Annotated in this window: 23 protein-coding genes, 1 pseudogene and 1 other annotated feature; of the genes and pseudogenes, 15 read left to right on the top strand and 9 right to left on the bottom strand. The window is 67.4% G+C overall.

Annotated elements, in window-relative coordinates:
- Positions 1-13 precede the first annotated feature (13 nt).
- From BLQ49_RS07270 to BLQ49_RS07260, 3 genes are all read left to right on the top strand, one after another.
- Positions 14-1768, top strand: coding sequence for a stimulus-sensing domain-containing protein (locus BLQ49_RS07270; RefSeq protein ID WP_425283983.1), 1755 nt, complete (start codon positions 14-16; stop codon positions 1766-1768).
- Complete coding sequence (locus BLQ49_RS07265; protein WP_244507494.1) at positions 1765-2208, top strand: HPr kinase/phosphorylase; 444 nt, start codon at positions 1765-1767, stop codon at positions 2206-2208. Before BLQ49_RS07270 ends, BLQ49_RS07265 begins: the two co-directional genes overlap by 4 nt.
- A gap of 175 nt (positions 2209-2383) precedes the next feature.
- Positions 2384-2785, top strand: a complete 402-nt coding sequence (locus BLQ49_RS07260; RefSeq protein ID WP_091714599.1) for a PTS sugar transporter subunit IIA — start codon at positions 2384-2386, stop codon at positions 2783-2785.
- A 6-nt stretch (positions 2786-2791) separates the two neighbouring features.
- Here the strand turns inward: BLQ49_RS07260 and BLQ49_RS07255 are convergent, their stop codons facing one another.
- From BLQ49_RS07255 to BLQ49_RS07230, 6 genes are all read right to left on the bottom strand, one after another.
- Positions 2792-3679, bottom strand: coding sequence for an EamA family transporter (locus tag BLQ49_RS07255; protein ID WP_425283982.1), 888 nt, complete (start codon positions 3677-3679; stop codon positions 2792-2794).
- The gene (gene hslU, locus BLQ49_RS07250) at positions 3679-4992 is read right to left on the bottom strand and encodes an ATP-dependent protease ATPase subunit HslU (protein WP_091714598.1); all 1314 of its coding nucleotides are present in this window, start codon (positions 4990-4992) and stop codon (positions 3679-3681) included. Before hslU ends, BLQ49_RS07255 begins: the two co-directional genes overlap by 1 nt.
- A 103-nt stretch (positions 4993-5095) precedes the next feature.
- Positions 5096-6592 carry a SulP family inorganic anion transporter gene (locus BLQ49_RS07245; protein ID WP_091714596.1) on the bottom strand — a complete coding sequence of 499 codons (1497 nt, stop codon included), beginning with the start codon at positions 6590-6592 and terminating at the stop codon, positions 5096-5098.
- 65 nt (positions 6593-6657) lie between these two features.
- Positions 6658-6713: a sequence feature (sul1 is cis-regulatory element that is thought to sense ions involved in sulfur or methionine metabolism; They are found in Alphaproteobacteria), on the bottom strand.
- A gap of 64 nt (positions 6714-6777) precedes the next feature.
- The gene (locus BLQ49_RS07240) at positions 6778-8448 is read right to left on the bottom strand and encodes a methyl-accepting chemotaxis protein (RefSeq protein ID WP_091714595.1); all 1671 of its coding nucleotides are present in this window, start codon (positions 8446-8448) and stop codon (positions 6778-6780) included.
- Between the two features lie 136 nt (positions 8449-8584).
- Entirely contained in the window at positions 8585-9115 is a 531-nt protein-coding gene (hslV, locus tag BLQ49_RS07235) for an ATP-dependent protease subunit HslV (protein WP_091714593.1), read from the bottom strand.
- Between the two features lie 118 nt (positions 9116-9233).
- Positions 9234-10004: an SGNH/GDSL hydrolase family protein gene (locus BLQ49_RS07230; protein ID WP_091715088.1), complete on the bottom strand. Its 771-nt coding sequence runs from the start codon at positions 10002-10004 to the stop codon at positions 9234-9236.
- 336 nt (positions 10005-10340) lie between these two features.
- Here BLQ49_RS07230 and BLQ49_RS07225 point away from each other — a divergent pair, with 336 nt between their 5' ends.
- Positions 10341-11555 carry an MSMEG_0565 family glycosyltransferase gene (locus tag BLQ49_RS07225; protein WP_091714591.1) on the top strand — a complete coding sequence of 405 codons (1215 nt, stop codon included), beginning with the start codon at positions 10341-10343 and terminating at the stop codon, positions 11553-11555.
- A 12-nt stretch (positions 11556-11567) separates the two neighbouring features.
- Here BLQ49_RS07225 and BLQ49_RS07220 read toward each other — a convergent pair whose 3' ends face one another.
- On the bottom strand, positions 11568-12494 hold the full coding sequence (locus BLQ49_RS07220; protein WP_091714589.1) for a class I SAM-dependent methyltransferase: 927 nt from the start codon (positions 12492-12494) through the stop codon (positions 11568-11570).
- 371 nt (positions 12495-12865) lie between these two features.
- Here BLQ49_RS07220 and BLQ49_RS07215 point away from each other — a divergent pair, with 371 nt between their 5' ends.
- A complete protein-coding gene (locus tag BLQ49_RS07215) occupies positions 12866-13165 on the top strand; it encodes a hypothetical protein (protein ID WP_091714588.1) in 300 nt (99 codons plus the stop codon).
- A 13-nt stretch (positions 13166-13178) separates the two neighbouring features.
- Here the strand turns inward: BLQ49_RS07215 and selB are convergent, their stop codons facing one another.
- Positions 13179-15119 carry a selenocysteine-specific translation elongation factor gene (gene selB / locus BLQ49_RS07210; protein WP_244507493.1) on the bottom strand — a complete coding sequence of 647 codons (1941 nt, stop codon included), beginning with the start codon at positions 15117-15119 and terminating at the stop codon, positions 13179-13181.
- 435 nt (positions 15120-15554) lie between these two features.
- Between selB and BLQ49_RS07205 the strand changes: the two genes are divergently transcribed.
- From BLQ49_RS07205 to BLQ49_RS07165, 9 genes are all read left to right on the top strand, one after another.
- Positions 15555-17072 carry a CYTH and CHAD domain-containing protein gene (locus BLQ49_RS07205; RefSeq protein WP_091714585.1) on the top strand — a complete coding sequence of 506 codons (1518 nt, stop codon included), beginning with the start codon at positions 15555-15557 and terminating at the stop codon, positions 17070-17072.
- A gap of 461 nt (positions 17073-17533) precedes the next feature.
- Entirely contained in the window at positions 17534-17995 is a 462-nt protein-coding gene (locus BLQ49_RS07200; RefSeq protein WP_091714583.1) for a tellurite resistance TerB family protein, read from the top strand.
- A 106-nt stretch (positions 17996-18101) separates the two neighbouring features.
- Positions 18102-19385 (top strand): Zn-dependent hydrolase, encoded by a 1284-nt coding sequence (locus BLQ49_RS07195; protein WP_091714582.1) that lies wholly within the window; start codon positions 18102-18104, stop codon positions 19383-19385.
- A gap of 61 nt (positions 19386-19446) precedes the next feature.
- The gene (locus BLQ49_RS07190; RefSeq protein WP_091714580.1) at positions 19447-20730 is read left to right on the top strand and encodes a beta-ketoacyl-ACP synthase; all 1284 of its coding nucleotides are present in this window, start codon (positions 19447-19449) and stop codon (positions 20728-20730) included.
- Positions 20727-21494: an SDR family oxidoreductase gene (locus BLQ49_RS07185; RefSeq protein WP_091714578.1), complete on the top strand. Its 768-nt coding sequence runs from the start codon at positions 20727-20729 to the stop codon at positions 21492-21494. Before BLQ49_RS07190 ends, BLQ49_RS07185 begins: the two co-directional genes overlap by 4 nt.
- A gap of 31 nt (positions 21495-21525) precedes the next feature.
- Positions 21526-21816 (top strand): SH3 domain-containing protein, encoded by a 291-nt coding sequence (locus tag BLQ49_RS07180; protein WP_244507492.1) that lies wholly within the window; start codon positions 21526-21528, stop codon positions 21814-21816.
- Between the two features lie 8 nt (positions 21817-21824).
- A complete protein-coding gene (locus BLQ49_RS07175; RefSeq protein WP_091714575.1) occupies positions 21825-22847 on the top strand; it encodes a zinc-binding dehydrogenase in 1023 nt (340 codons plus the stop codon).
- Between the two features lie 121 nt (positions 22848-22968).
- Positions 22969-23976: a lipid A biosynthesis lauroyl acyltransferase gene (locus BLQ49_RS07170; RefSeq protein WP_091714573.1), complete on the top strand. Its 1008-nt coding sequence runs from the start codon at positions 22969-22971 to the stop codon at positions 23974-23976.
- Positions 23977-23983: 7 nt separating this feature from the next.
- Positions 23984-24751: a DUF1223 domain-containing protein gene (locus BLQ49_RS07165; RefSeq protein WP_091714572.1), complete on the top strand. Its 768-nt coding sequence runs from the start codon at positions 23984-23986 to the stop codon at positions 24749-24751.
- 34 nt (positions 24752-24785) lie between these two features.
- On the opposite strand, the gene BLQ49_RS30205 is transcribed toward BLQ49_RS07165, so the two are convergent.
- Entirely contained in the window at positions 24786-25211 is a 426-nt protein-coding gene (locus BLQ49_RS30205) for a hypothetical protein (RefSeq protein ID WP_244507490.1), read from the bottom strand.
- Here BLQ49_RS30205 and BLQ49_RS07155 point away from each other — a divergent pair.
- Positions 25191-25950 (top strand): annotated as a pseudogene (locus tag BLQ49_RS07155) (DUF1194 domain-containing protein). The gene BLQ49_RS30205 and the pseudogene BLQ49_RS07155 sit on opposite strands and share 21 nt — an antisense overlap.
- Positions 25951-25987: the final 37 nt, after the last annotated feature.

Genomic DNA, 25987 nt, shown 5'->3' with positions numbered 1-25987 from the left:
ACCCCGCACCTCCCTGGCCAAAGCCCTCTCCCGACCGCTGACCTGGCCCCGCGCTCTCTGGGACGCGATCGGCCAGCGCGCGTCGTCGAGCCTGACGCGCCGCATCGTCGTGCTCAACCTCGTTGGGCTGATCGCGCTGCTCGTCGGGTTCCTCTACCTCAACCAGTTCCGACAAGGCCTGATCCAGGCGCGGATCCAGAGTCTCGCCATCCAGGGCGAGATCATCGCGGGCGCGATCGCGGCCTCGGCTTCGGTCGATACGGATACAATCCGCATCGATCCCGACAAGCTGCTCCAGCAGCAGGCCGGCGAGGCCGCGGAGGAGGAGTCGCAGCCGCTCGCCTTCTCGCTCAACCCCGAAAAGGTGGCGCCGCTGCTCTCGCGCCTCGTGACGCCGACCGGCAATCGGGCGCGGGTCTACGATCAGGAAGGTGGCCTCCTGTTCGACACCCGCACCCTGTTCAAGCGCGGCGATGCCGCGAGGCCCGATCCGCTTCAGCCCAGACCCCACAAGCCAGGAATGCTGGAATCCGCTTTCCAGACGGTCCAGACCAAGTTCAGCGCATTCTTTCGCAGCCGGGCCGAGCCCGCGGAGGAAACCGGCCCACAGAACGGCCACTCGCTGCGGGAGGTGCAGGCTGCGCTCGGCGGCAATCGCGGCAGCTTGGTCCGCCGCAACAAGCAGGGCGAGACCACCGTGTCGGTCGCCGTGCCGATCCATCGGGCCGGCTCTGTCCGCGGCGCGCTGCTGATCTCGACCCAGGGCGATGCCATCGACAGAGTGATCGCCTCGGAGCGGTTCGGCCTTCTGCAGGTCTTTTTGGTCGCCTCGGCCGTGATGGTGGTGCTGTCGTTCCTTCTGGCCGGCGCCATCGCGGGCCCGGTACGCCGCCTCGCCGAGGCCGCCGAGAAGGTGCGGATGGGCATCAAGACCCGCGAGGAGATCCCCGATTTCACCCAGCGCACCGACGAGATCGGCCACCTGTCGGGGGCGCTGCGTGACATGACCCAGGCGCTTTACCGCCGGATCGACGCCATCGAGAGTTTCGCAGCCGATGTCAGCCACGAGTTGAAAAACCCGCTGACCTCGCTGCGCAGCGCCGTCGAGACCCTGCCGCTGGCCAAGACCGACGATTCGCGCGGCCGGCTGATGGCGATCATCCAGCACGACGTGAAGCGCCTCGACCGGCTGATCAGCGACATCGCCGACGCCTCGCGCCTCGACGCCGAACTCGCGCGGGCAGAGGCCCGGCGGGTCGATCTGCGGCGCCTGCTCACCACCGTCGTGTCGGTGGCCAACGAGCGGCGCCGGCCGAAGGATTGCCTCATTCAACTCGACGTGGAACCGACCGGCTTCGATAACGAGGCGCCGTTCACGATCATCGGTCATGACAGCCGGCTTGGTCAGGTCGTGAACAACCTCCTCGACAATGCCCGCTCGTTCTCGCCCTCTGACGCGAAGGTCCGCGTGGTCCTGCGCCGGGTACGGGGCGAGGTCGAGCTGATCTGCGAGGACGAGGGACCGGGCATCCCCGAGCACGCCCTGGAGCGCATCTTCGAGCGTTTCTACACCGACCGCCCCGAGCAGGGCTTCGGCCAGAATTCAGGCCTCGGCCTGTCGATCTCCCGCCAGATCGTGCAGGCCCATCGCGGCACGATCCGCGCCGAGAACCGCCCCGGCGCTCCCGACGAGGACGGCGAGCCAACCGTGCGCGGCGCGCGCTTCATCGTGCGTCTGCCGGCCGCGCCCCGCCAGCTCCACGCGTGACGATCACCCTCCACGGCGCCTGCTGCACCTTGCGCAGCGGCGGCATCCTGATTCGCGGTGAATCCGGTTCCGGAAAGTCGAGCCTCGCGCTGTTGCTCGCCAGCTTGGAGGATGGAGCCTTCGTGGCGGACGATCGGGTCGTCTGCGATGTGAATGGTGGCCGCGTCCTGGCGCGCGCTCATCCCGTGCTTGCTGGGCGCGTCGAGGTGCGGGGGCAGGGCATCCTTACGGTTGCCGAGCTGGGGCTCACCTCTTGCGAAGAGGCAATACTGGATCTCGTGGTGGATCTCGTCGACTCATCGCCACGCCTGCCGGAGCCGCCCGCCTCGACGGATCTTCTGGGTGTCCCGCTCCCGCGTCTTGTTCTCGATCACGGCGTCCGCGCCGCCGGGTTGGCACCACTCCTGATCCGTGCGGCACTGCGAAAGCCGACGCCGTGACTTCGCAGCCGCACAGGCGACTCGAATCGCGGACAGGTGGTGCTGCCCCATGGCGTAAGCGGGGCAGCCGTGCCATGATCGTGGCAATGTCCGGGCAAAAAAGTCGCGTTCGCCTTGTGGGGGGCTGTGCGATGCACAACATGGCAGCACACACAGGACGTTGGAACACGTGTCGATGATTGGCATGGTGCTCGTCACTCACGGACTCCTGGCGACCGAGTTCAAGGCCGCTCTGGAGCACGTGGTCGGCCCCCAGGATCAGATCGAGACGATCACGATCGGGCCGGAAGACGATATGGAGTTGCGGCGCCGGGACATCATGTCCGCGGTCTGTCGCGTGAATACCGGTGAAGGCGTGGTGGTGCTGACCGACATGTTCGGCGGCACGCCCTCCAATCTCGCGCTGTCGTGCATGAACGGCGGATCGGTCGAGGTGGTGGCGGGTATCAACCTGCCGATGCTGATCAAGCTCGCGAGCGTCCGCGACGAGGAGAACCTCGGCGATGCTGTGCTGCATGCTCAGGAAGCGGGGCGGAAATACATCAACGTCGCCTCGCGCGTCCTGGCCGGGAAGTAGGACGCCTCAGGCTTCCAGAGACGCGGCTTCACGAGACGGCGGGCGCGAGCCGGCTGTGATCCCGGCGGACGCCGCGATAACGAGGCCGATCGCGAGCCACTGAACAAGACTGATTCGCTCCCCCAGAAGCATCAGCCCGGCGCAGGCCGCCACCGCCGGCTCCAGGCTCATCAGCACGCCGAAGCTCTTCCGGTCGAGGCGCCGCAACGCGACCATTTCCAGGGAATAGGGCAGGGCGCTCGACATCAACGCCACGGCAAGGCCAGCCAGCACAACGCCCGGCATGAGCAGCGCGGATCCGGCCTCGGCGAGACCGAAGGGCGCGATGATCGCCGCCGCGGTCAGCATCCCGAGTGAGACCGCCTGACCGCCATCGATCCGGCCGGCTCGCTGACCGAACAGGATGTAGAGTGCCCAGGCCGTAGCGGCGCCGAGATCGAGCAGCACGCCGACCGGGTCGAGCCCATCCGTCGTGGTGATGGGCAAGAGCAGCACCAAGCCCAGGACCGCAAGGCCGATCCACAGGAAATCCGATCTGCGGCGCGACGCGATCAGCGCAACGGCGAGCGGCCCGGCAAATTCGATCGCCACCGCCGGCCCGAGCGGCAGCCGCGCCAGGGCGAGGTAGAACAGCAGATTCATCGCTCCGAGAGCCGCACCGTACAGCGCGATCCAGCCCGCCTCGCGCAAGCTCAGGCTCCGCCGCCACGGCCGCCAGACGATGATGAGGATCAACGCCGAGAAGCCGACCCGAAGTGACGACGTGCCGGCCGCGCCGATCGAAGGGAACAGGCTTTTGGCGAAGGTCGCGCCACATTGGAGCGAGACCATGCCGGTGATGAGGGCGGCGACCGAGAGGAAGACAGGGGACGGGGACACCCGTCCAGCAGCGATCACAGGATGAACCGGCTCAGATCTGCGTTGGCCGCCAGATCCTCGACGCGGGCGCGCACATAGGCGGCATCGATCGGTACGGTCTCGCCGGACCGGTCGGTGGCCGTGAAGGAGATCTCGTCGATCACCCGTTCCAGCACCGTTTGGAGCCGGCGGGCGCCGATATTCTCCACCGACGAATTCACCTCCACGGCGACCTTGGCCAGCGCATCCACCGCATCGTCCGTGAAGTTGAGGGTCACGCCCTCGGTTTCCATCAGGGCCACGGTCTGCTTGATCAGGCTCGCCTCCGTGGAGGTCAGGATCTGACGGAAATCGTCCACCGTCAGCGGCTGCAGTTCGACCCGGATCGGAAGCCGGCCCTGCAACTCGGGCAGGAGGTCGGCGGGCTTCGAGACATGGAAGGCGCCGGAGGCGATGAACAGGATGTGGTCGGTCTTCACCGGCCCATGCTTGGTGGCGACCGTGGTGCCCTCGATCAGTGGCAGCAAGTCGCGCTGCACGCCTTCGCGCGATACATCACCGGAGGAGCGGCCCTCGCGGGCGCAGATCTTGTCGATCTCGTCGAGGAACACGATGCCGTTGTTCTCGACTTCGCGGATCGCTTCGCGCACGAGCGCCTCGTCATCGACCAGCTTGTCGGATTCCTCGGCCATCAGCGGCGCGTAGGCATCCCGCACCAGAATCCGGCGCGGCTTTCCGCGCTGGCCGCCGAGTGCCTTGCCGAGCATATCGCCGATGTTGATTGCCCCCATGGACGCCCCGGGCATGCCGGGAATCTCGAACATTGGTAGACCCGCAGGCGCGGCCGAAGCCAACTCCAGCTCGACTTCCTTATCGTCGAGTTCGCTGTCGCGAAGCTTACGCCGGAAGCTGTCGCGGGTGGACGCGCTGGCCGTGGGCCCGACCAGGGCATCGAGGATCCGGTTCTCGGCCGCGGCCTCGGCTTTTGCCCGCACGCCCTCGCGTTTGGCCTGCCGGGTCAGCCCGATGGACACCTCCACGAGGTCGCGTACGATCTGCTCGACGTCGCGGCCGACATAACCGACCTCGGTGAACTTCGTCGCCTCGATCTTCAGGAAAGGCGCATTGGCAAGCCGGGCAAGGCGCCGGGCGATCTCGGTCTTGCCGCAGCCCGTCGGCCCGATCATCAGGATGTTCTTGGGCGCGACCTCCTCACGGAGTGGGCCGGTGAGCTGCTGGCGCCGCCAGCGGTTGCGCAGCGCGATCGCGACCGCGCGCTTCGCGTCGTGCTGTCCGACGATGAAGCGATCGAGTTCGGACACGATCTCGCGCGGAGAGAACGTCGTCACCGCTGGTCCATCCCTGTTCCCGGCCGCGTTGCTTGGCCCTGCGCCGGGAATGGGGTTCCGCGGCGCCCCGCGCAAGGGGCTAGCGCGCGGGCGAATGGCCGCCTCAATGCCCCGCGATCGATGGCGCGGCTCCGGGCTTGTCGTGTGTCCCGAACCGTTCGACGAGTGTCGCGCTGGCCGCGTTCAGCCCGACGACTTCGACGATGCGCCCCCGCGCCCGGGCCTTCAGGACCACGCGGTCGAGGGCCGCCACCGCCGAGATGTCCCAGAAATGCGCCGCCGTGACGTCGATCACGAGGCGCTCCACGGGTTCGAGGACGTCGATCGCCTCCGAGAAGGTACCCGCTGAGGCGAAGAAGATCTGTCCGGCGACCCGGTAGGTTCGGGTCCGGCCATCCGACGATAGTGCGGACGAGACCTGGCTGAGACGCGATACCTTGTTGGCGAAAAAGACGCCCGACAGGAGCACGCCGACCAGCACGCCGATGGCGAGGTCCTTCGTGGCCACCACGACGATGACCGTCGCCAGCATCACCGCCGAGGAGGGCAGGGGGTTGACGTGCAGTTGCGCCAACGAGCGCCAGGAGAAGGTGTTCAGCGAGACCATGATCATCACCGCCGTCAGCGCCGCCACCGGCACGACGGCAAGCAGATCCTGGAGGGCCACCAGCAGCAGCAGCAGGAAGGCGCCGGCCACCAGGGTCGAGAGCCGGCCCCGCGCCCCCGATGAGACGTTGATCACCGATTGGCCGATCATCGCGCAGCCGCCCATGCCGCCGAACACGGCGGATGCCATGTTGGCGATTCCCTGGCCCATGCACTCGCGGTTCTTGTTGCTGCCGGTATCGGTCATGTCATCGACGATCTGCGCGGTGAGCAGGCTCTCCAGCAGGCCAACGGCGGCAAGCGTTGCCGCGTAGGGCAAGATGATCCGCAGGGTCTCGAGGCTCAAGGGCACGTCCGGCAGTGCGAAACTCGGCAGGGATGAGGGCAGGGCGCCCAGATGCGAGACCGTGCGGACGTCAAGATGGAAGACGGCCGTGACGGCGGTCAGCACGGCGATCGCCACAAGGGGCGACGGGATTGCCCGGGTGATCCGAGGAAAGCCGTAGATGATCGCGAGCCCAAGGCCGATCAGCCAATAAGTCGCCGGGGTCACGCCGGTGAGCTCCGGCAGCTGTGCCAGGAAGATCAGGATCGCCAGCGCGTTGACGAAGCCGGTCATCACCGATTGCGAGACGAACCGCATCAACCGGCCGAGGCGGAGGAGCCCAGCCAAGATCTGGAAGAGACCCATCAGGATGGTGGCGGCGAAGAGGTACTGAACCCCGTGCTCACGCACGAGTTCGATCATCACGACGGCCGTGGCGGCCGTGGCGGCCGAAATCATCGCGGGGCGTCCGCCCGCGAACGCGATGGTGCAGGCGATCACCACCGACGCGTAAAGACCGACCTTGGGATCGACCCCCGCGATCACCGAGAAGCCGATGGCCTCCGGTATGAGAGCGAGGGCGACGACGATACCCGAGAGGGTGTCGCCGCGGAGATTGGAGAACCACTGGCCGTGAAGGCCAGCGGGTCCGAATGGGCTGCGCTGCATGGGGTGAATAATCCGCACGAGGCGCGCAGCCACCTCGTGGGTGGACGATAGGCGCGGCTCGGATGCGTGGTCCGGCGGATCGGCGGCCGGAAGAGCCACCCGGGCTTTCACCGGGTCCTTGCGAATGCTGTGCTCCTACGGCGCTCAGCTCTGCAATGCAACATCAGCCATCGTGCTGGCGGTGCTCAAGCGGCCCGCACCTGCGCCACGAAGCCCGCAACCTCGCCGCCTAACCCGTTCGACCGCCGGGCGATGTCGGCGGCAGCCTCAAGGACTTGCGCGGCGCTGATGCCGGTCACACGCGCTGCGTCCAGGACCAGGGCCATCGTCTCTGTAACCGAGCGGGTGCCGCTCGCCGCCTCGGAAACACTGCGGGCGATCTCCTGCGTGGCGGCCTGCTGCTCCTCGACCGCCGCCGATACGCCGATCGCGATCCCGTGGACCTGCTCGATCGTGCCCCCGATCGCCTCGATCGCCGCCACGGCCTCGTGCGTCGCGGCGCGCATGGCGGCGATCTGGCTGGCGATCTCCTCGGTGGCCTTGGCGGTCTGGGTCGCCAGGTCCTTCACCTCGGTGGCGACGACTGCGAACCCCCGGCCCGCCTCGCCGGCTCGGGCGGCCTCGATCGTGGCGTTGAGCGCCAACAGGTTGGTCTGCCCCGCGATGGTCGAGATCAGCGATACGACCTGCCCAATCCCGTCGGCGCTGCGGGCCAATGCCTGGACGCTCGTCCGCGTCCGCCGCGTCGCCTCCACGGCACTCTCGGCGGCGCTCGAGGTCTGGGTGACCTGGACGCCGATCTCGCTGGCCGTGGCCGCGAGTTCCTCCGTGGCGGCCGCCACCGCCTCGACGTTGCGGGCTGTGGTCTCTGCGGCACGCGTCACGGACTGCGATTGGCTGCCGGTGCGCTCGGCATTGCCGGCCATCGTGGCGGCGGCCCGCTCCATGCCGCCGGCCGCCCCCGCAAGGTGCCCGACGAGCCCACCGATGTTCTCCTGGAACCGTTCGGCGAGATCCGCCATCTCGACGCGCTTCCGTGTGGCGGAGTCGGCGCCCATGCGCTGATGCTCCTGGCGCAGGGCTTCGGCCGCGAGCAGCGTATCGTTGAGAACCCTGGTGCTCTGCCAGAGCGCGCCAATTTCGTCGTGTCGCGGCCTCACATCCGGGAGCGTATGGTCGCCCCGTGACAGGCGCTCGATCGCCTCTGAGACCGCCCGCAGTGGACGGGCGATCTGGCGCTGCCCGACGAGGAGGCCCAGGGCGCAGCAGATCAGCGCCCCGGCCAGGGCGAGCCCGAGCAGGAGCAGCGTCCGGGTCTGGAAGAGGGCTTGCGTGTCGCCCTTGATCGCCGCCATCTCGACGCGGCCCTGGCTCACGAGCGCGTCGATGCTCGCCTGGAAGGCCCTGCGGTTGCTTTGGTTGGCGGGGTTGAAGCCCAGTTCTGCGGCGGCCCGCGGGCTGACGGTCTCACCGGCATCGGCCAGGGTCGTCCGCAAGGTCCGGAACGCCTCGAAATTGCGTGTCATCACGTCGAAGAGCGGGTGCTCGGAGGCAGTCAATTTCGGGGCCCAGGCGGCGCGCAGGGCATCCATCTCGGCCAGGCCTTTCCGGATGCCGGCGGCGTATTTCGCCGCCTCAGCTCGATCGGTGGAAGCGTAGACGCCGCGGGAATCCATCGTGACCTCGGCGGCGAGGCGATTGAAGTTTGCCGCGTCGAGCGCCCGGACCGCGGCGCTTTCGACGGTCCCGAAAGTCTGCTCGAAGCTCTGCAGTGTCGCCACGCTGATCCCGGCCACGACCAGCGTGGTCAGGCTGCAGGCGCCGACGAAGCCGAGAAGTTTCCCACCGATCTTCATCTCGATCCAACCCCTGGGGCGCGGTTGGATGCAAAATAACGTCAATTGCTCAAGAGGCCGTTAACCGCCCGAGCTTCCCGGCACTGGTTGGCGCTATGGTCTGGGCCGTACCGGCGCTGAGTCCCCTGTTGACCCGTTAGTCAGCCTCGAGGGCCTCGATCACCAGATTGCCGTTGGTATAGACGCAGATCTCGGCCGCAATCGTCATGGCGCGACGGACGATCGCTTCCGCGTCGAGATCACCGTCCTCAAGCGCTCGGGCGGCCGCCAAGGCATAGTTGCCACCCGAGCCGATGGCCATCACGCCGCTCTCGGGCTCCAGCACGTCGCCTGAACCCGACAGGAGCAGGCTCACATCGCGATCGGCCACCAACATCATGGCTTCGAGGCGCCGGAGGTATCGGTCGGTCCGCCAATCCTTCGTGAGCTCTACACAAGCGCGCGTCAGCTGCCCGGGATATTGCTCCAGCTTGGCTTCGAGCCGTTCGAACAGGGTGAAGGCATCGGCCGTCGCGCCCGCGAATCCGCCGATCACGGCGCCTTTGGCCAAGCGTCGAACCTTCCGGGCATTGCCCTTTACGATGGTCTGGCCGAGGCTGACCTGACCGTCGCCGCCCAACACCACGCGGCCGCCCTTGCGGACCATCAGGATCGTGGTGGCGTGCATCTGGGGCACCGCGCCCCGGTCGTCGTACCTGAATCCGTCCTGGCTCAACGTTCGGCTCCGCTCTCGATCGCGCCGAGATGGGGAGTTCGGTCAGCCAAGTCCAGCCGCACGGCGCGCTCTACTCGGCTACGGCCTGCGGTGCTTCGACAGATCCGGCATCCTCCAGGATCGACCGGGCCGCGGCTTCGGCCAGGAGGGCGTAGCCGCGGTCGGCCATATGCAGGCCATCGGAGGCGAAGAGCTGCTTGGTCGTCAGCTTTCCCTCACGCACCCAGCCATGCATCAGGTCGGCACGGCGGATCACCGGCACATCGAGTTCGTCCCCGATGCTGCGCACGGCTTCAAGAAACCTTGATGCGCCCGGCGTTGCTTCAAGCTTCGGGCACCATTGCGGCTCCATCAAAACCACGTCGATGCCGGCGTCGCGAATCCTGCGGATTGCCGCCACCGTGGCCTCGCGGAAATGCGCGATGGAGACACCACGCAGCGGATCGTTGCTGCCGGTTTGCCAGATCACGAGCTGAGGCTCGGCTGCGATGACGTCGCGGTCGAGGCGCGCCAGCATATCGTCCACGTGCTCACCACCGATGCCGCGGTTGATCACCGCCACGTCGATCCCATGCAGCTTCTTGCGAAGATCGATCTGGAGACGGGCCGGATAGGCATTCGCCGGGCTCGAGGCGCCGATCCCCTCGGTCGATGACGAGCCGAACGCCACGATCTTCAGGGGCGCGCCGATGGCAATCTGGCGGGCGACATGTGGAAGGTCCGGACTCTCGCGCAGGTCGAGTCCGAGGAGATCCAGCGAGTCGGGCAGGAGGTCCGCATAGGCAAGGACCGCCGTGGGCAGAACGAGAAGGCCGAAGAGCACGCCGAGACGTCGCAGCATTCGGCGGACCGGCCGCGCGGCAATTGAGGTCTTGGAGGACTTGAACACGGGACCGACAGCTCCGGCACTCGTGGGTGACGGATACAGTCTGACACACGCGTTTGAAAGGTGGCGTTCCGCACGCGATGTGAAAGTGAGATGAATTCGTAACACAAAATTTACAAGCCGTGGACGCGCCTCACCGAAGCTACTGCGTTGAGGGGGGAGCCGCGGCACGGACGATGCGTCTGGCTCGGCGCGGATCTCCGAGATGGCGGCGGAGACCGAGGTTCAGGACTTCGACCGCGAGGTCTGAACCGGCCGCGAGCCGCGTTGTGCCGTCCTAGGGTCGACAGTGTGCGCATCGCGATCCTCGCCCCATCGACGGCCCCCGGCGGCACCGGAGTCCATGCCCTGGCACTCGGCGAGGCCCTGTGCGCGCTCGGCCACGAAGCCGTAGTTCACGCCCCCGACCCGACCGGGCGCGGCTTCTTCCGCGACGCGCGCTGCCCGGTGATCTCGGTCGCGGCCAAGCCGGTCTGCGACTCCGCGGCGGCGTTCATCGGTGCCCGAATCGGCGATTACCTCGCGCATTTCTCCACACCGGCGGCCTGCGATTTCGATGTTTTCCACGCCCAGTGCAGCATCAGCGGCAACGCGCTGGCCACCCTGACGCGTCGACGCCTCATCGGGGGCTTCGTGCGGACGGTCCACCGCATCGAGACTTTCGCCGATGCGCAACTCGCCCGGTGGCAGGATCGGGCGATCGTCGATGCTGGCCAATTGCTCTGCGTGAGCCGATCCTGGGCGGCAGCGCTGACCGGCACCTACGGCGCGCAGGCCGAGGTCATCGGCACCGGCGTCGATGGCACCGTCTTTCACCCGACTCCGGGACCCAGCGATGCCGCCTTGCGTGCGCGGCTCGGGCTGGGTCGCGGACCGGTCTTCCTCAGTGTCGGCGGCTTCGCGGCGCGTAAGAACACCCTCGCGATCATCGAGGCCTTCGCGACGCTCCATCGAAGCGTTCCGGCGGCTCAGCTCGTCATATCAGGCGCGGCGAGCGCCCCCGAGCCGACAGGTTACGAGGCCTGCTGCTACGCAGCCCTGGAACGCGAAGGCCTGCAAGTCGGCTCCGGCAGGCCGGTGATCTGCACTGGGCCGGTCGATCAAGGCGATATGCCGGGTCTCTACAGGTTGGTGGACACGCTGGTCATTCCCCCGGGTGCGGAGAGCTCCGGGCTGTGCGCGCTGGAGGCCACGGCCTGCGGCAGCCCGGTCATCGTCCCGGCCCGGCCGCCCTACACGGAATATCTGCCCCCTGGGGCAGCCCTCTGGCTCGACTCCAGCGACCCCGCTGTCATCGCTTCGGCGATGCAGGCGAGCCTTGAGCCCGCGCGCCGGGCTCGCCTTCGCAATACGGGGCGCGATTGCATCGAGGCCCAGACCTGGGCGGCCTGCGCAACCCGGCACCTGCCGATCTACGCCGCGCTCATGCCGCAACCGACTTTGGCGCTGCCCTTCGCGACGGGCGCGGCCGCATGGAACGTCCTGCGCATGCCGCCCGGCGCCTGACCGCGACAGATCTCACCGGGGCAGTAACCGGCGGAGGAGACCGCGACGGCGGGTGTTGGGGGCAGCCGCGGAAGTCGTGGGAGCGAGCGCTGGCCGGACAGGGTCGATGAGCGCCGCCGTGTCGAACGTGCGTGCCGAATCCGAACCGCGCCGGAGCGCGATGATCGACGGACGCGTCGCCATTTCCGATCCCCCTTCAGCATCGTGGTGTTCGGCACGAGCCAGGGTGTAGTGCACATCGAAACCGAGGTTATCGAAGATTTTGTCGTAGAGACCGCGTGAGAGATGCCACCAGACATAGTTGATGCGACTGTCGTCCAACGGTGTGATCGGCCGCATCATCAGTTCATGGGTTGGCAGCACGTCGGTGAACGGGATCAGCACAGCGTCCTTGGCAAGTCTGGCCCAGGCACCAATCGCAAAGACAGGATCCGACAAGTGCTCTACGATGGCGCCGGCCATGACGACATCGAACATTTGCGCCGGCCACTCGTAAAGCTCGATCATCGGCGCATAGACACACCGTGCCGAACTGCCGAACTTATTCCAAGCGTACCACCATGAGTTCTTGATGGGCGCGAGATTTTCACTTTCCCATACCGCGCGATACGCTTTTACATCCTGAAAAGACAGGCTTTCGGCAAAGGGAAAGTGCCGGAATTCATGGGTCGTGGCGGCGTCCAGGGCCGTGACCGTGGCCCCTGCCTTCTCGGCGTTGAAGGCCAGGTAGCCCGAGGCCGTACCAACATCCAGCACGGATTTTCCGCCAAGAGCGAAGCCACCGATGTAGGCGGTGAAATCATCGATCGTCCAACTCCCGCGCACCCGCTCACCGTCCGGGAACTGCTGTGAATGATACCAATAGCACCGCGCTTGCGGATCGAATGGGCGCGGATGCTCATAACGCGGCAGATTATTTCTTTCTTCGTGTTCCTGCATTGAACCTCCGATCCTATCTGCACCGTTCGGGGATGCATATCATCGACGGTTGTCAGAATCACTCCCAGCTCATTCCGTACTATTCCGTACAATCGAGTATCGAGATATGTCCGGGTTGAACGATCGAATTCGCCGGCTTTCGGTTTGATTGTTGCCGAGTAGGTGCAAGGTCCGGCGAGTCACCAAATTCTGGAGGCTTTTGCGGAACGAATGCGGCCGCGTGGTGGGGTCGATGTCGCGCTCCCGAAACGGTTCTCGATGGGGTTCAGGTCACCCTGACGTCCGACCGAATGCTGCCGCGACCTGTCTTGGAACAAACGCCCAAGCCAAACGAGTTCATACGGAAGTCGGCGGTCAGGCACGAAGAGGCGATGGTTGCTCGGATCGTTGCTGCGCTCATCCTCGCGGCGGGGCCCGCTGTGGCGCAGACGCGGCCATCGAGCACGACCATGACCTGTCAGCAGGCCGCGGCGCTGATTCGATCGCGTGGTGCCCTCGTTTTGGGAACCGGTGGCATGACCTACGACCGGTTCGTTCGCGATCGCTCGTTCTGCGAGCCCACCGAGATTGCCAAGCGCGCCTTCCGTCCGACACGGGACAACGCGAATTGCCTGATCGGCTACACCTGCTACGAGCCTGGGCCAGGGGATTGGCCGGGCGAGGATTTTTGAAGCTCGTCGTCCCTTAATTTCCGATCGGGTCAGCCGAATTTCTCTCCAGGGAAACGATCACCCGCCGATCCCCGACGCGCCTGGTGAAACCCGTAGCGTCCAGATGCTCAAGCAGCGGGATCGAGAACTTGCGCGAAATTCCCAGTGTCGCCCCAGCTTCCCGAGCCAGAAAGCCGCTTTCCGGCGTCGCCGCATGGGGGAAAGCCTCTGCGAGGCGGGTGCGGGCGCTCGCCACCGCTTCCCTGTGGAACAAGACCGCGCGGCGCTGCACCCGGTCGACGGCGCGGATCACCATCCCGGCGCCGACCAGATAGGTCAACGCCTCGCGGCGGCGCACGTCGCGACCGACTGCTTCGGTCTCGTCCGGCGGATTGAGGCCGGCGCGCCGGAAGATCTGCTCCAGCCGGCGGGCAGCCTCGCTCTCGTTGCGGGCGGGGTCGAAATCGGCCCGGCGCCAGAGATTGCCGATTTGAGCGACCACCCCGGCCGAGGCGAGATCGCGCAGGGCCATGCCGACAAGCGCGTCTTGAAGCGATAGGGATCGGGCGAGCCGTTCGAGGGTTACGCCGTGCTCCATCGGGCTGTCCCGGTGATGCTGGGCGAGGGTCGCCAGGATCCCGGTGCGCAATGCCTCGAAGGCGGCCGCGCCGACGAAGCGGTCGCTCACCTCCCGGGCACCGGATTTGATCAGCATCTCACGGACTTGGCTTGGCCCCACGCCGGCGAGCCGCGCAAGTTCGACCAGAGGGGCGCCCGCAGCCCCCGCCTGTCCGAGGCGAACCGAGATCGCCTTCGCCGGCTGGCCGTGCGCGAGTGCCGCAAGGTCGGCCAAGACGCGCGAATCGTGGCGGCGACGGCGGCGGCTCGACGGATCGAGGATACGGCCGCCCGCCACGGTGGCGGCGGGCGAGTCGAGCCGCAGGACGAAGGGCTCCCGCGCCGGTACAGCGACCGGCTCCGCCAAATGCAACTGCGCCTGCGTGCTTACGCCCGGTTCCAGGGCATCGCGGTCGAGCAGCCGCAGCCGGGCATCGACCTCGCTCGTTCCGAACAGCAGGCGGCAGGCGGTGCCGCTCCGCAAGGCACCATCCGCGCCGGTGGCCGCCGTAATCGCGACATCGAGCCACGGACTCGGGGCAAGCAGGCCTATCGGCGCCAAGGCCTGTCCCCGGGCGATTTCATCGAGCCCGACGCCGCGTAGCGCCACCGCGGTGCGGCGACCGGGTTCGGCCCGCTCGACCGCGCGGCCGTGGATCTGCAACCCACGCACGACCGCGCTCCGACCGCCGGGAGCGATCTCGACCGTATCGCCGACGGCGAGTGCACCCCGCCGCAGGGTACCGGTCACGACCGTCCCGAATCCCGCGCGGGAGAAGACGCGATCGACCGGCAGGTAGGGAAAGCCGTCATCCGTGCCGGGCTCCGCATCGCCCAGCAGGGCGGCGAGCGCCGCGGCGAGATCCGGGATGCCGGCGCCCGTGACGGTCGAGGTGGCGATGACCGGACCCACCTCCAGGCCCGCACGTGCCGCAGCGGCCGCGATCTCGGCCGAGCGCGTCGCGATCACGTCGGGCGTGGCCAGATCGGACTTCGTGAGCGCCAGGACGCCGCGGCGCACGCCGATCAGCCGGGCGATCTCCAGATGTTCGACCGTCTGAGGCTTGATGCCCTCGTGGGCATCCACCGCCAGCAGAACGGCACGCATGCCGGTGGCGCCGGAGACCATGGCGCGCACGAAGCGCTCGTGCCCTGGGAGATCAACGAGATCGATCTCACCCTGTGCCGCAGAAAACAACGCAAAGCCGGGGACGATCGAAACGCCGCGCGCCCGTTCTTCCTTCAGCCTGTCCGTCTCGATTCCGGTGAGGGCGCGGACCAGCGCGGTCTTGCCGTGATCCACATGCCCGATCACGCCGACGAGAAGAGTCTTCAACGCAGCCACCGACCTGACCATCTCCGTGGCACCACCATCCACGCGGGGCGCACATGCTCGTCGAAAGGAATCCCGCCGCGCCGGCTCAGCGTCGAGTCATGGGCCGCCGGACGGTCGGAGCCGGGGCGTGCGCGGCAGATGGATTGTGGACAATTTGCTTTGCCACGGGTTTCCAATTTGGGAAAGCGGATTTTCGTGCAGTGCAACATGCGCCCGGCGCGACGGAGCGGGAACCGAGTCCCCTGATCGATGCACGCGATCTGTTTTCGCAGGGGGGTCGTGCGACGAAATTCTGCGTCCGACCAGGGACCTAGAGCCACGAGCCGTTGGCCCGCCACAGCGAGTCCGCTTAAACTGACGGCGATGGGCCGCGCAGCGACGGTATCGGCGCGACAGTTCGATGCAACCGGACGGGTATCTCACCGGGTTGGGTGGGGAAGTTACGACGAGGAGAGCATGAGCGAGACTGAACGCGCCGCGGAGGCAGAACCACGCGAGGTCGAGTTGAAGCTCACCTGCGCCGGAGCGGATCTGACAGCGCTCGCCGCGCATCCGCGTCTCCAGGGTGCGGCCATGACGGAGCCCGAGCACTTGGTCTCCACCTATTACGATACGCCGAATCGTGACTTGCGCGCCGCCGACCTGACCCTGAGAGTCCGTGCGAAGGACGGTCGATACATCCAGACCGTCAAGGCCGGCGCGGGCGGTGTCGGCCTGTTCGACCGGGCTGAGTGGGAAACCGAGATTGCCGGCGAGACCCCGGAACCGGCCGCCTGGGCCGGCACAGCGGCGGAGGCGGTCCTGAAGGCTGTCGATACGCCCGTAGAGACGTTGTTCTCAACCATCGTCCGGCGCCGGGAAATCCCGGTTCTGCAAGCTGACTCCCGGATTCTCGTGACCCTGGACGAGGGCCGGGTGGAGAGTCCGGCCGGAGATGCGCCGATCTGCGAGATCGAGCTTGAGCTTCAGGAGGGCAATCCGGCCGAGCTGTTCCAGCTTGCGCAGGCTTTGGCCGAAACGGTGCCGCTCCGTCTAAGCGTTCACGCGAAGAGCGCGGTCGGCTTTGGGCTCATCGACGGTACAGGCCGGAACATCGTCAAGGCCGAGCCGATCGACTTACCGGCCGATGCGACGGTCGGCGAGGTGTTTCGTCGTGTGGCCCGCGCCTGCCTGCGCCATCTGCGCCTCAACGAGACGGTCTTTCTGGAAGGCGGGCAGCCGCCGGAGGCCCTGCACCAGATCCGGGTGTCCCTGCGCCGCCTGCGCTCGGCGCTGTCGCTGTTCGCCCCGATGCTGGCGGGCGATCCCCGCGCCGCGGGCTTCAACGACGAAATCAAGCGCGTGACCGAGCCCTTCGGCCATGCCCGCAACCTTGACGTCTTCCTCGGCCACACCCTGCCGGACCTGATCAAGGCGCGACCGGAAGAGGCGGGTCTCGTCGGTCTTCGCGAGCGGGCCGAGACCGCGCGGGAGCGGGCCTACGATGTGGTTCTCACGACGCTCCAGAGCCCGCAATGGCGCAGCCTGATCATCGATTTCGCCGGCTGGATCGAAACAGGCGCCTGGAACGCGCAGCCTGCCGCAGCCGAGCGGGGGCAGGACTTTGCTGCCCGGGTGCTCGACAAAGCGCGGGGGAGGCTCAAGAAGCGCGGACGCGGCCTCAAGCATCTTAACCCGCACACGAGGCACCGGGCGCGGATCGCCGCCAAGAAGCTCCGCTACGGCGCGGAGTTCTTCGCGAGCCTGTATCACAAGAAGAAAGCCCAGCGCCGGCAGGGGAAATTCGGTGACGTCCTCTCGGATCTCCAGGACCACCTCGGCGCCCTCAACGATCTTGAGACCGCTCGGTCGATGTCCGAGGGTCTGTCGGGGCCGCCGATGCCGGGTTCGGACGATCCGGGAGCACGGGACCTGCTCAAGGCGGCCGCCGAAGCCCGGGCGGATCTTCTTGACGTGAAGCCGTTCTGGCGCTGATCCCGAGCGCATCGCCGCTGGGCGCGCGCAGCACGGGTCTCTCGGCGTTCGTGATGCGGACCCGCGAACCACCGAGGGCCTGAGCGGACGAAGCCTCGGCCCGTCGATGCGAGTCTGGCGGGATCGAGACCGCCGCCGAAACGATGCTCGGGCCTGGGGGGCACCCGAACGTCGCCCCGGCGGCGTGACGGTGGAGGCGGATCTCGCTGGGGGGAACTCGGCCCGCCCTCCATCGACCGCGCCTCTGCGCGGCTGAGATGTTGTTTCGCATGGTCATGTTGCCGAAGCGTGTCTGTTATCCGACAGATCCTAAAAGGTTGTAATATTCAGCCGACATATGGTCGTTGGCGGCGTGGGGGCCGCGTCGCGTTGACCGGTTACGGCGCGCCGGCTTTCTTCCGGGCTGACCTCTGCTATCCCTCGCGCTACCCCGCACGCATCCGGGCCCCGGCACAGCCTTCATGAACCTCCTGCGCGATCTCCTCGGCCATGTAAGCCGCACCGTCACGGCCTATGTCGGCGACAAGGCCCTGATGCTCGCCGCCGTTTCGGCGGCGGCCAACGTCATTGTGGCGGATGGTGAGGTCGCCGGTCAGGAATTCGATGTCGCCCTTCACGGCTTGAGTGCGGATCCGGTCCTGATGAAGGGCTACGACGCGCTGATGCTCGAGACCGAGCTCTACGAAGGGATCGCCCGGGCACGGACCCGGCTCGGCCGGGCGGAGAACCTGCGCCACGTCGCGGCGGTGGCGGAGCGGCCTGCGAGTCAGCGCGAGAACGTCTTCCTGATCGCCGCCGACGTCGCCGATCAGGACGGGATCAGCAACATCGAGGCGAGTGCGCTCGGCGCGATCGCCGCCGCCTTGCAGGTCGATGGGGCGGGGCTGCTTCGGGCCAACCCGGTGCGACGCCCGCCGGGCTGACCGCGTTGGTTGGCATCGGCGTTGCTGTCTGGGCGGGCGCCTGCCGGATGATCGGCGGTCCCAAGAAGCATCTGTGGCACGGCGTTTCGCCGCGAGAGGAACCGGCATGGCCGAGACGAACCTGAGCAACACCCACAACCTGCGTGCGGACGGATCGCGCCTCTGGTCCACCATCCTGGAGACCGCGGCGTTCGGCGGCACCCCGGCGGGCGGCATCAACCGCCTCACGCTCTCGGCCGAGGACGGTCGCGTGCGTGACTGGTTCCGGGATGCCTGCCTGGCGGCTGGGCTAGAGGTGTCGGTCGATGCTCTCGGAACGCAATACGCCCTGCGGCCAGGTCGGGACATGAGCCGCAAGCCGATCGCCTTCGGCTCACATCTCGATACCCAGCCGACGGGTGGCAAGTTCGACGGCGTGCTCGGCGTCCTGGCCGGCCTCGAAGTCATGCGCAGCCTGAACGACGCCGGCATCGAGACCGAAGCGCCGCTCATGGTGGTGAATTGGACCAACGAGGAGGGCTCGCGCTTCGCCCCCGCTATGATGGCCTCGGCGGCCTATGCGGGGGACTTCACCACCGACGAGATCTTGGCCAAGCGCGACGCCGCTGGCACTACGGTGGCGGAGGCCCTCGACGTCATCGGGTATCGCGGGGTCGAGGCTGTCGGCACCCGGGAGATCGGTGCCTTCGTCGAACTCCATATCGAGCAGGGGCCGATTCTGGAGGCCGAGGGCAAGACCATCGGGGTGGTCGAAGGCGGCCAGGGGATCATGTGGTTCGATGGCGTGATCACCGGTTTCGAGAGCCATGCCGGCACCACGCCCATGCCGCGCCGCCGGGACGCGCTCCTGGCGCTGTCCGAGTTCGCGCTTGCTGCGGAGCGGATCGCCCTGGCGCACGCCCCCTCGGCGGTGGCCACGATCGGCGAGGCCGCGATCGTGGCGCCATCCCGCAACGTCGTCCCCGGACGGGTCGCCTTCACGTTGGACGTGCGCGATCCGCGCTCGGCAATCCTCGACGCCATGGAGGCGGAACTCTTGGAAGCGGCCGGGGCGATTGCCTCGCGTCGTCGTCTGGAGATCCAGCTCAATCGGATCTGGCGCAAGGAACCGGTTCCGTTCGATCCTGCCATCGTAGCGGCCGTCGATGCGGCTGCCGAGAGCCTGGGCCATCCACGCCGCCGCATCATCTCGGGGGCCGGGCACGATGCCTGCAACCTCGCGGCCCGGGTGCCCACCGCGATGATCTTCGTCCCCTGCAAGGATGGCGTCAGCCACAACGAGGCGGAGTCCGCGACCCAGGGCGACTGCGCGGCCGGCGCCGATGTGCTGCTGCAGACGGTGCTCCGTCTTGCCAATGCGCCCCGGCAGGACGGGCCGGTCGCGGAATGACCGCCCGGCGACGGGATGCCCGGTGGTGTAAGGGCGCGGAAAATCCGGTACAGCCCGCTCCATGAGCGCGCGATCGTACCGCGACGCCAGGGGCCGGCCGCTCGTCGCGGTTACCGGCCTCGGTGTCGTTTCCTCCCTGGGCCGGGGACAGGCCGACACCTGGGCTGCCATGACGGCGGGCCGGTCCGGCATCCACGCCATCGCGCGGTTCCCCACGGAGGGGCTGCGCACGCGGATCGCCGGCACGGTGGATTTCCTCGACACCCAGCCTCTGGTGGCGCCACTCCTGTCAGAGCGCTTCGCCGCGGTGGCAGCCGAGGAAGCGGTGGCACAGGCGGCGATCGGTAAAACGGGCGATTTCCCGGGGGCTCTGTTCATCGCTGTGCCACCGGTCGAGATGGAGTGGCCGCAGCGGCAGGCCCTGGCGGAGGCTGCCGGTGGCGAAGGCCCGGTCGATTATGCCGGGCTGCTCCGGGCCGCGGCGACGGGCCGCTTCGATCCCTGGCACGACCTTTTTATCTTCGGCACCGTCGCCGACCGCATCGCAGAACGCTTCGGCACAAAGGGCTCGCCGATCTCGCTGTCGACCGCCTGCTCGTCCGGGGCCACCGCAATCCAGCTCGGCGTCGAGACGATCCGACGCGGCGAGACCGCGGCGGCTTTGTGCATCGGCACCGACGGGTCGGTGAACCCGGAATCGCTGATCCGATTCTCGTTGCTGTCCGCGCTCTCGACGCGCAACGACGAGCCTGAGGCGGCCTCGAAGCCATTCTCGAAGGATCGTGACGGCTTCGTGATGGGTGAGGGCGCCGCCGCCCTTGTCCTCGAAGACGCCGAGGCCGCACACGCCAGAGGCGCTACGGTCCTTGGCTATGTCCTCGGCTGCGGGGAGAAGGGGGACGGCTTCCACCGCACCCGCTCCAGCCCTGACGGAGCGCCGATCATCGCGGCAATCCGGGCCAGCCTGGAAGATGCCGGACTCGAACCGGACGGGATCGACACGGTCAACGCCCACGGTACCTCGACGCCCGAGAACGACAAGATGGAGGCGCTTGGCCTCGGGGCGGTGTTCGGATCCCGGGCCGCGACGCTGCCGGTAACGTCCAACAAGTCGATGATCGGCCATACACTCACGGCCGCCGGCGCCATTGAGGCGGCCGTGTCGCTGCTGACCATCCGCCACGGCCGGATCCCGCCGACCATCAACCATCGTGTTCCCGATCCGACGATCACCCTCGATATCGTCGAGACGGCCCGCGATCGGCCGGTGCGCACGGTGCTGTCTAATTCCTTCGGGTTCGGCGGCCAGAATACGTGCCTCGTATTCGGTGCGGAGCCGGCATGAGCGCCGCAGCGAACCCCCGCCGCGTCCTCGTCACCGGCGGCGCCTCCGGAATCGGGGCGGCGACCGTCCGAGCCCTGGCGGATGCCGATTTCGCGGTCGATTTCACCTACCGATCGTCGGTGGTGGCTGCCGAAGCGTTGTTGGCCGAGCTTGGCGCCGCGCATCCAGATCGCAGCTTCGCAGCGCATTCCCTCGACCTCGCCGACCGGGCAGCCCTTGATGGTTTCTGCGAGGCCGCAGAAGAGCGCGACTATTACGGCCTCGTCCACAATGCCGGCCAGTCCACTGACGCGCTCGCCGCGATGCTCGATCAGGATCGGGCCGAAGCGGCCATGCAGGTCAATTTCTTCTCGCTGACGCGCCTCGCCAAAACGCTGGTGCGGTCGATGACCCGGGCGCGTACCGGACGTATCGTCGCAATTGGGTCGGTCGCTGCCCTGCGGGCCAATGCCGGCAACGCCGCCTATGCCGCCACAAAGGGCGCGCTGATCGCCTATTGCCGCACTTTGGCGATCGAGTCCGCCAAGCGCGGGGTCACCGTCAACGTGATCGCGCCCGGCTTCGTCGACACTGCCATGATGGCGCGCTACGCCGCCTATCGAGACGGTATGGAGCGGCAGATTCCGGCTGGGCGGTTCGCCCAGCCCGAGGATGTCGCGGCGCTCGCGGCCTTCCTGATGGGCGCAGGGGCGTCCTACATCACGGGGGCGGTTCTGCCGGTGGACGGCGGCCTGACCGCGATGATGGGCGTCCACCGGACCTGACCGGATGCCGCCAAACCGGACGATCCCGCCGATGCGCCCAAAATTCGCTCTCACCGCCGCTCTTTGCCTCTCGACGACGCTTGTGCCCAGGACGGTGCTGGCGGACGCTGAGGTTTACCGCGTCTCGGGCCTGCCGCCGGGCGAGGCGCTCAGCATTCGGGCGGAGCCTGACCCCTCTGCCGAGCAGATCGGCGAGATCCGCGTGCGCGCCCTGGTCTTCGGCTGCACCAACGACACGCCGAGCCGCACAACGTGGTGCCGTGTGAAGGCCGGCCGGACTTTAGGCTGGGCGCGTCGGCGGTACTTGGCTCCGGAACGATGAAAGACAGGATGCACGCTCTTCAGCTCTTCGGCGACCGCGACCTGCGCCTGACCGAGGTCGAGGCCGCGCGCGCGCCGGGTCCCGGCGAGGTGCGGGTCCGCATCCGCGCCGTCGGCCTCAATTTTATCGATGTCTGGGGTTTCCGCGGCATGGCCTTCGCCAAGCGGAAGCTGCCCCTCGTGGTCGGGGCTGAAGCCGCGGGCGCGATCGAATCGGTCGGGGAGGGCGTTTCGGACCTGGCTCCCGGCGACCGGGTCGTCCCGTACGGCGCGATGACCTGCGGCCAGTGCCGCGCCTGCCGTGAGGGCCGGGACAACCTCTGCGAAGATGTGTCTGGCGTGATGGGGTTCCACCTCGACGGCTTCGCCCGGGAGTTGGTGACCCTGCCGGCGCGCCTCGTCGTGAAGGTGCCGGACGGGGTGACGGATACGGATGCCGCCTGCGCGGGCATAGCTTTCGGGACCGTCCAGCACATGCTGTTCGACAATGCCCGTCTCGAACACGGCGAGAGCATTATGGTCCATGCCGGCGGGTCGGGGATCGGCACCGCGGCGATCCGCATGGCCAAGGCGATCGGCTGCACGGTCTACACGACGGTCGGCGACGACGAGAAGGGGCGCAAAGCCGCGGAACTCGGCGCCGACCATGTCATCAACTATCGCACTGAGCGGTTCGAAGGTGAGGTCCGGCGCCTGACCAAGCGCAAGGGCGTCGATGTGGTGTTCGAGCATGTCGGCGCCGACACGTGGAACGGGTCGCTGCTCTGCCTCAAACGGGGCGGACGTCTGGTCACCTGCGGGTCGACCTCCGGTGTCTCCGCAACCATGAACTTGATGCAGCTGTTTCAGCAGCAATACCGCATCACCGGCTCGTTCGGCTGTTCGCTGGCGAATATCCGCCAGTCCCTCGACAAGATGGCGACCGGCATCCGTCCGGTGGTCGATACGGTGTATCCGCTCGCCGACTTCGCGCAGGGCCTGGAGCGCCTGGAGTCGCGTCGCGTCTTCGGCAAGATTCTCGTCAGTCTGTAACGCAGGCGTTGCGGTAGCCTGACCCGTACGGCCGAGCCCGTTTCGCGCCGCCGCGGACTTCGCGTAAACGGTGCCGTACGGGTCTGTCGGGGGGCGCCCGCATCGTGCCCGGGAAACGAATGTGCTGCGTCTCGCCCTCCTTCTGAAACGGTCCTACCCGCGCCTGGCGGGCTATGCCATGGTTCCGGTGATCCGCGCCCTGGTCTGGCTTGCGCGTGTTCTCGGGCCGGAGCGATCGACGGCGTTCGGTGCCGGGATGCTGCGCCGAATCGGACCGCTGTTGCCGGCCCATCGCACCGCCCTGGCCAACCTGCAGGCGGTTTTCCCCGACATGCCGGAGACGGAGCGGCGGCGCATCGCCTTGGAAGCCTGGGATAATCTCGGGCGGACAGGAGCGGAATACGCCCACCTCGACACCCTGTTCGATTACGATCCGACGGCCACGGGGCCGCTGCGGACCGAGGTGGCGGGGATCGAACACTTCTTTGCCTTGCGCGATGACGGCCAGCCGGGACTGATCTTCTCGGCGCACCTCGCCAATTGGGAATTGCCGGCGATCTGCGCGGCCCGGTTCGGCCTGGACGCGACCGCCGTGTTCCGTCCGCCCAACAATGCGGCCGCTGCCCGCCTGGTACAGGAGGTCCGCCGCCGGTCCATGGGCGGGCTGGCGGCCTCGACGCCCGGCGCCGTCTTCGCCATGCGCGACGTCGTGGAGAATGGTGGCCATCTCGGCCAGCTGATCGACCAGCATTTCACCCGCGGCGTGGTGGTTGAGTTTCTCGGCCGGCCCTGTCTCGCCAATCCCCTCCTCGCCAAGCTCGCGCGGCACTACCAGTGCCCGGTCCATGGCGTGCGGGTCGTGCGGCTGCCCGAGGGCCGATTCCGGCTCGAGCTGACTCCGCCGCTGGATCTGCCTCGCGCCGCCGACGGGACGATCGACGTACCCGGCGCCATGCAGGCCATGACCGCCGTGGTCGAGGGCTGGGTCCGGGAGCATCCCGGCCAGTGGCTCTGGATGCATCGACGGTGGCGTCCGGACATGCTGCCTATTTCCCGGGCCGCATCCCGGGTGGTGGTCGAGACCTCTCAAGCCAACGTGATTTCACAGATGGCGGATCAGACGCTTTGATGCGCCGATGACGCCTCGGGACCGCGCCCCGATCTGCGACCGCCGCGCTCTGTGCGCTGCCATACTGCTTGCCGCCGCAACCTCTACAGTCGAGGCGCGGGCCGAGCCGGTCCGCGCCGTGGTGGAACTGTTCACCAGCCAGGGCTGCGGAGCTTGCCGCTCGGCCGATCCGGTCCTGCGCGATCTGGCCCGACAACCCGGGGTGATCGCCCTGACCCTACCGGTGACCTACTGGGATTATTTGGGATGGAAGGACACGCTGGCATCGCGCCCGCTCACTGAGCGGCAGCGCGCCTATGCGCGGGGACGCGGCGCGCGGCAGGTCTTTACGCCGCAGGCCGTAGTGGATGGTAGCGGTGTGGCGGTGGGGTCCGACAGGGCCACCCTCGACAGGCTGATGCGCGACACCTTCCAGCATGGCGCACTGCCGGTTCCCGTCCAGAGCCAAGTCCGCGGGGATCAGATTCTGATCGAAATCGGGGCTGCGCCGGATCTCAAGGCCGAATCGCGCGGTGAAGTCTGGCTCGTCCCGGTGCTGCGCAGCCGGTCGGTCGCGATCCAAGCCGGTGAGAACGGTGGTCGGACCACGACCTACGTCAACATCGTTCGGGGTCTGCAACATCTTGGCCATTGGAACGGCCAGACGATCAGCTTCAACGTCCCCGACAAACAGGCCGAGATCGCCGACGCGGACAGCTGGGTCGTGCTGCTCCAGTGCGGCGGCGACACCCGTCCCGGCCGTATCATCGGCGCGGCGAAGGGGCCCGGACTCTAGGAGCTCCTGCGCGTGGCTGCCGAAACACGGCGGCCTAGTCGAGGCTGATCGGGTCGATCTGGCGGCGACCCTGCTGCCTGTGCCGCGCCTTCGACTCGCGGGCGAGGTCGGCGAGCTTCTCATCGAGGCGATCAGACTGACGGCCCACCAAGCCGATCGTTGCGTCGATAATGCGGCCGACCAGAGCAACGGTGCCGATCACCGATGCGACGATGAGGCTCTCGATGAAACGGCCGATCCGGTGAAGAAGATGCATGGGTGTATCTCGGAGTTGGCGGCGCAGGTCGCGCCAGATCCGATCCGAGGTAGTGCGGGCAGAGCTCGGCAGGATGGGGCCAAAAGCTGCGCTGCTCGGACGGCGTTGCACGGAACCAATGGGAGCGATGTCCTCAGCGCGGCGCGCATCGTGAACCGGCGTCACGGCAGGCCCATTGCATGAATGGCGGACGTCCTCGTTCACCGCGTCTCTCATCGTGTGTCGACCATGCGGCGACGCCACCTCCTGTCCGGTTTACTGGCGGCCTTGTCGCTAACGAGACGCCGCGCCGTCGCCGCCGATCAGGAGGTCGACATGTTGCTGGTGCTGGCGGTCGATGTTTCCTTGAGCATCAGCGAGGCGCGCTTCGATCTCGAACGGCGCGGTTATGTTGAGGCCTTCGCCAATCCCCGGATCCTGCGCGATCGCGGACGGCGCGGTCGGCCGTATTGGCGTCGCCCTGTTCGACTGGGCCGGACCCGGAGAGCAACGGGTCGCGGTCGACTGGATGATCATCGGCGCTGCACGGGATGCAGACGTTTTCGCCGCACGGCTCGCCGCCGTACCGCGACCCTTTTATGGTCGCACCGCCATCGGTTCAGCCATTGATTTTGCTGCCGATCTGCTGACGAAGGCGCCGTTCCGAACCGAGCGGAAGGTCATCGATATCTCCGGTGATGGCACCGGCAATGCCGGGCGCCCGATCGCGGATGCCCGGGACGCCGCCGTGTCGGCCGGGATCACGGTCAATGGCATCGTGTTCCTCACCGATCCGGAGGGCCAGCCGGACTTTCTGAAGGCGCACACCAATCCCGCTGGAGGACTGACGGCCTATTATCGAAACCTCGTGATCGGCGGCGAGGGCGCGTTCGTTATGAGCGCCGACAGCTTCGAGGCGTTCGGGCGCGCCATCATTGCGAAGCTGATCCGCGAGATCTCGTGAATGGCGTCGGTGTCTCATTGGAAGACAGCAGCGTCGC

Source organism: Methylobacterium phyllostachyos (genome assembly GCF_900103445.1).
Classification (GTDB): domain Bacteria; phylum Pseudomonadota; class Alphaproteobacteria; order Rhizobiales; family Beijerinckiaceae; genus Methylobacterium; species Methylobacterium phyllostachyos.
Note: the sequence above shows the minus strand (reverse complement) of the source record. Positions and strands in the feature narration are given on the sequence as shown.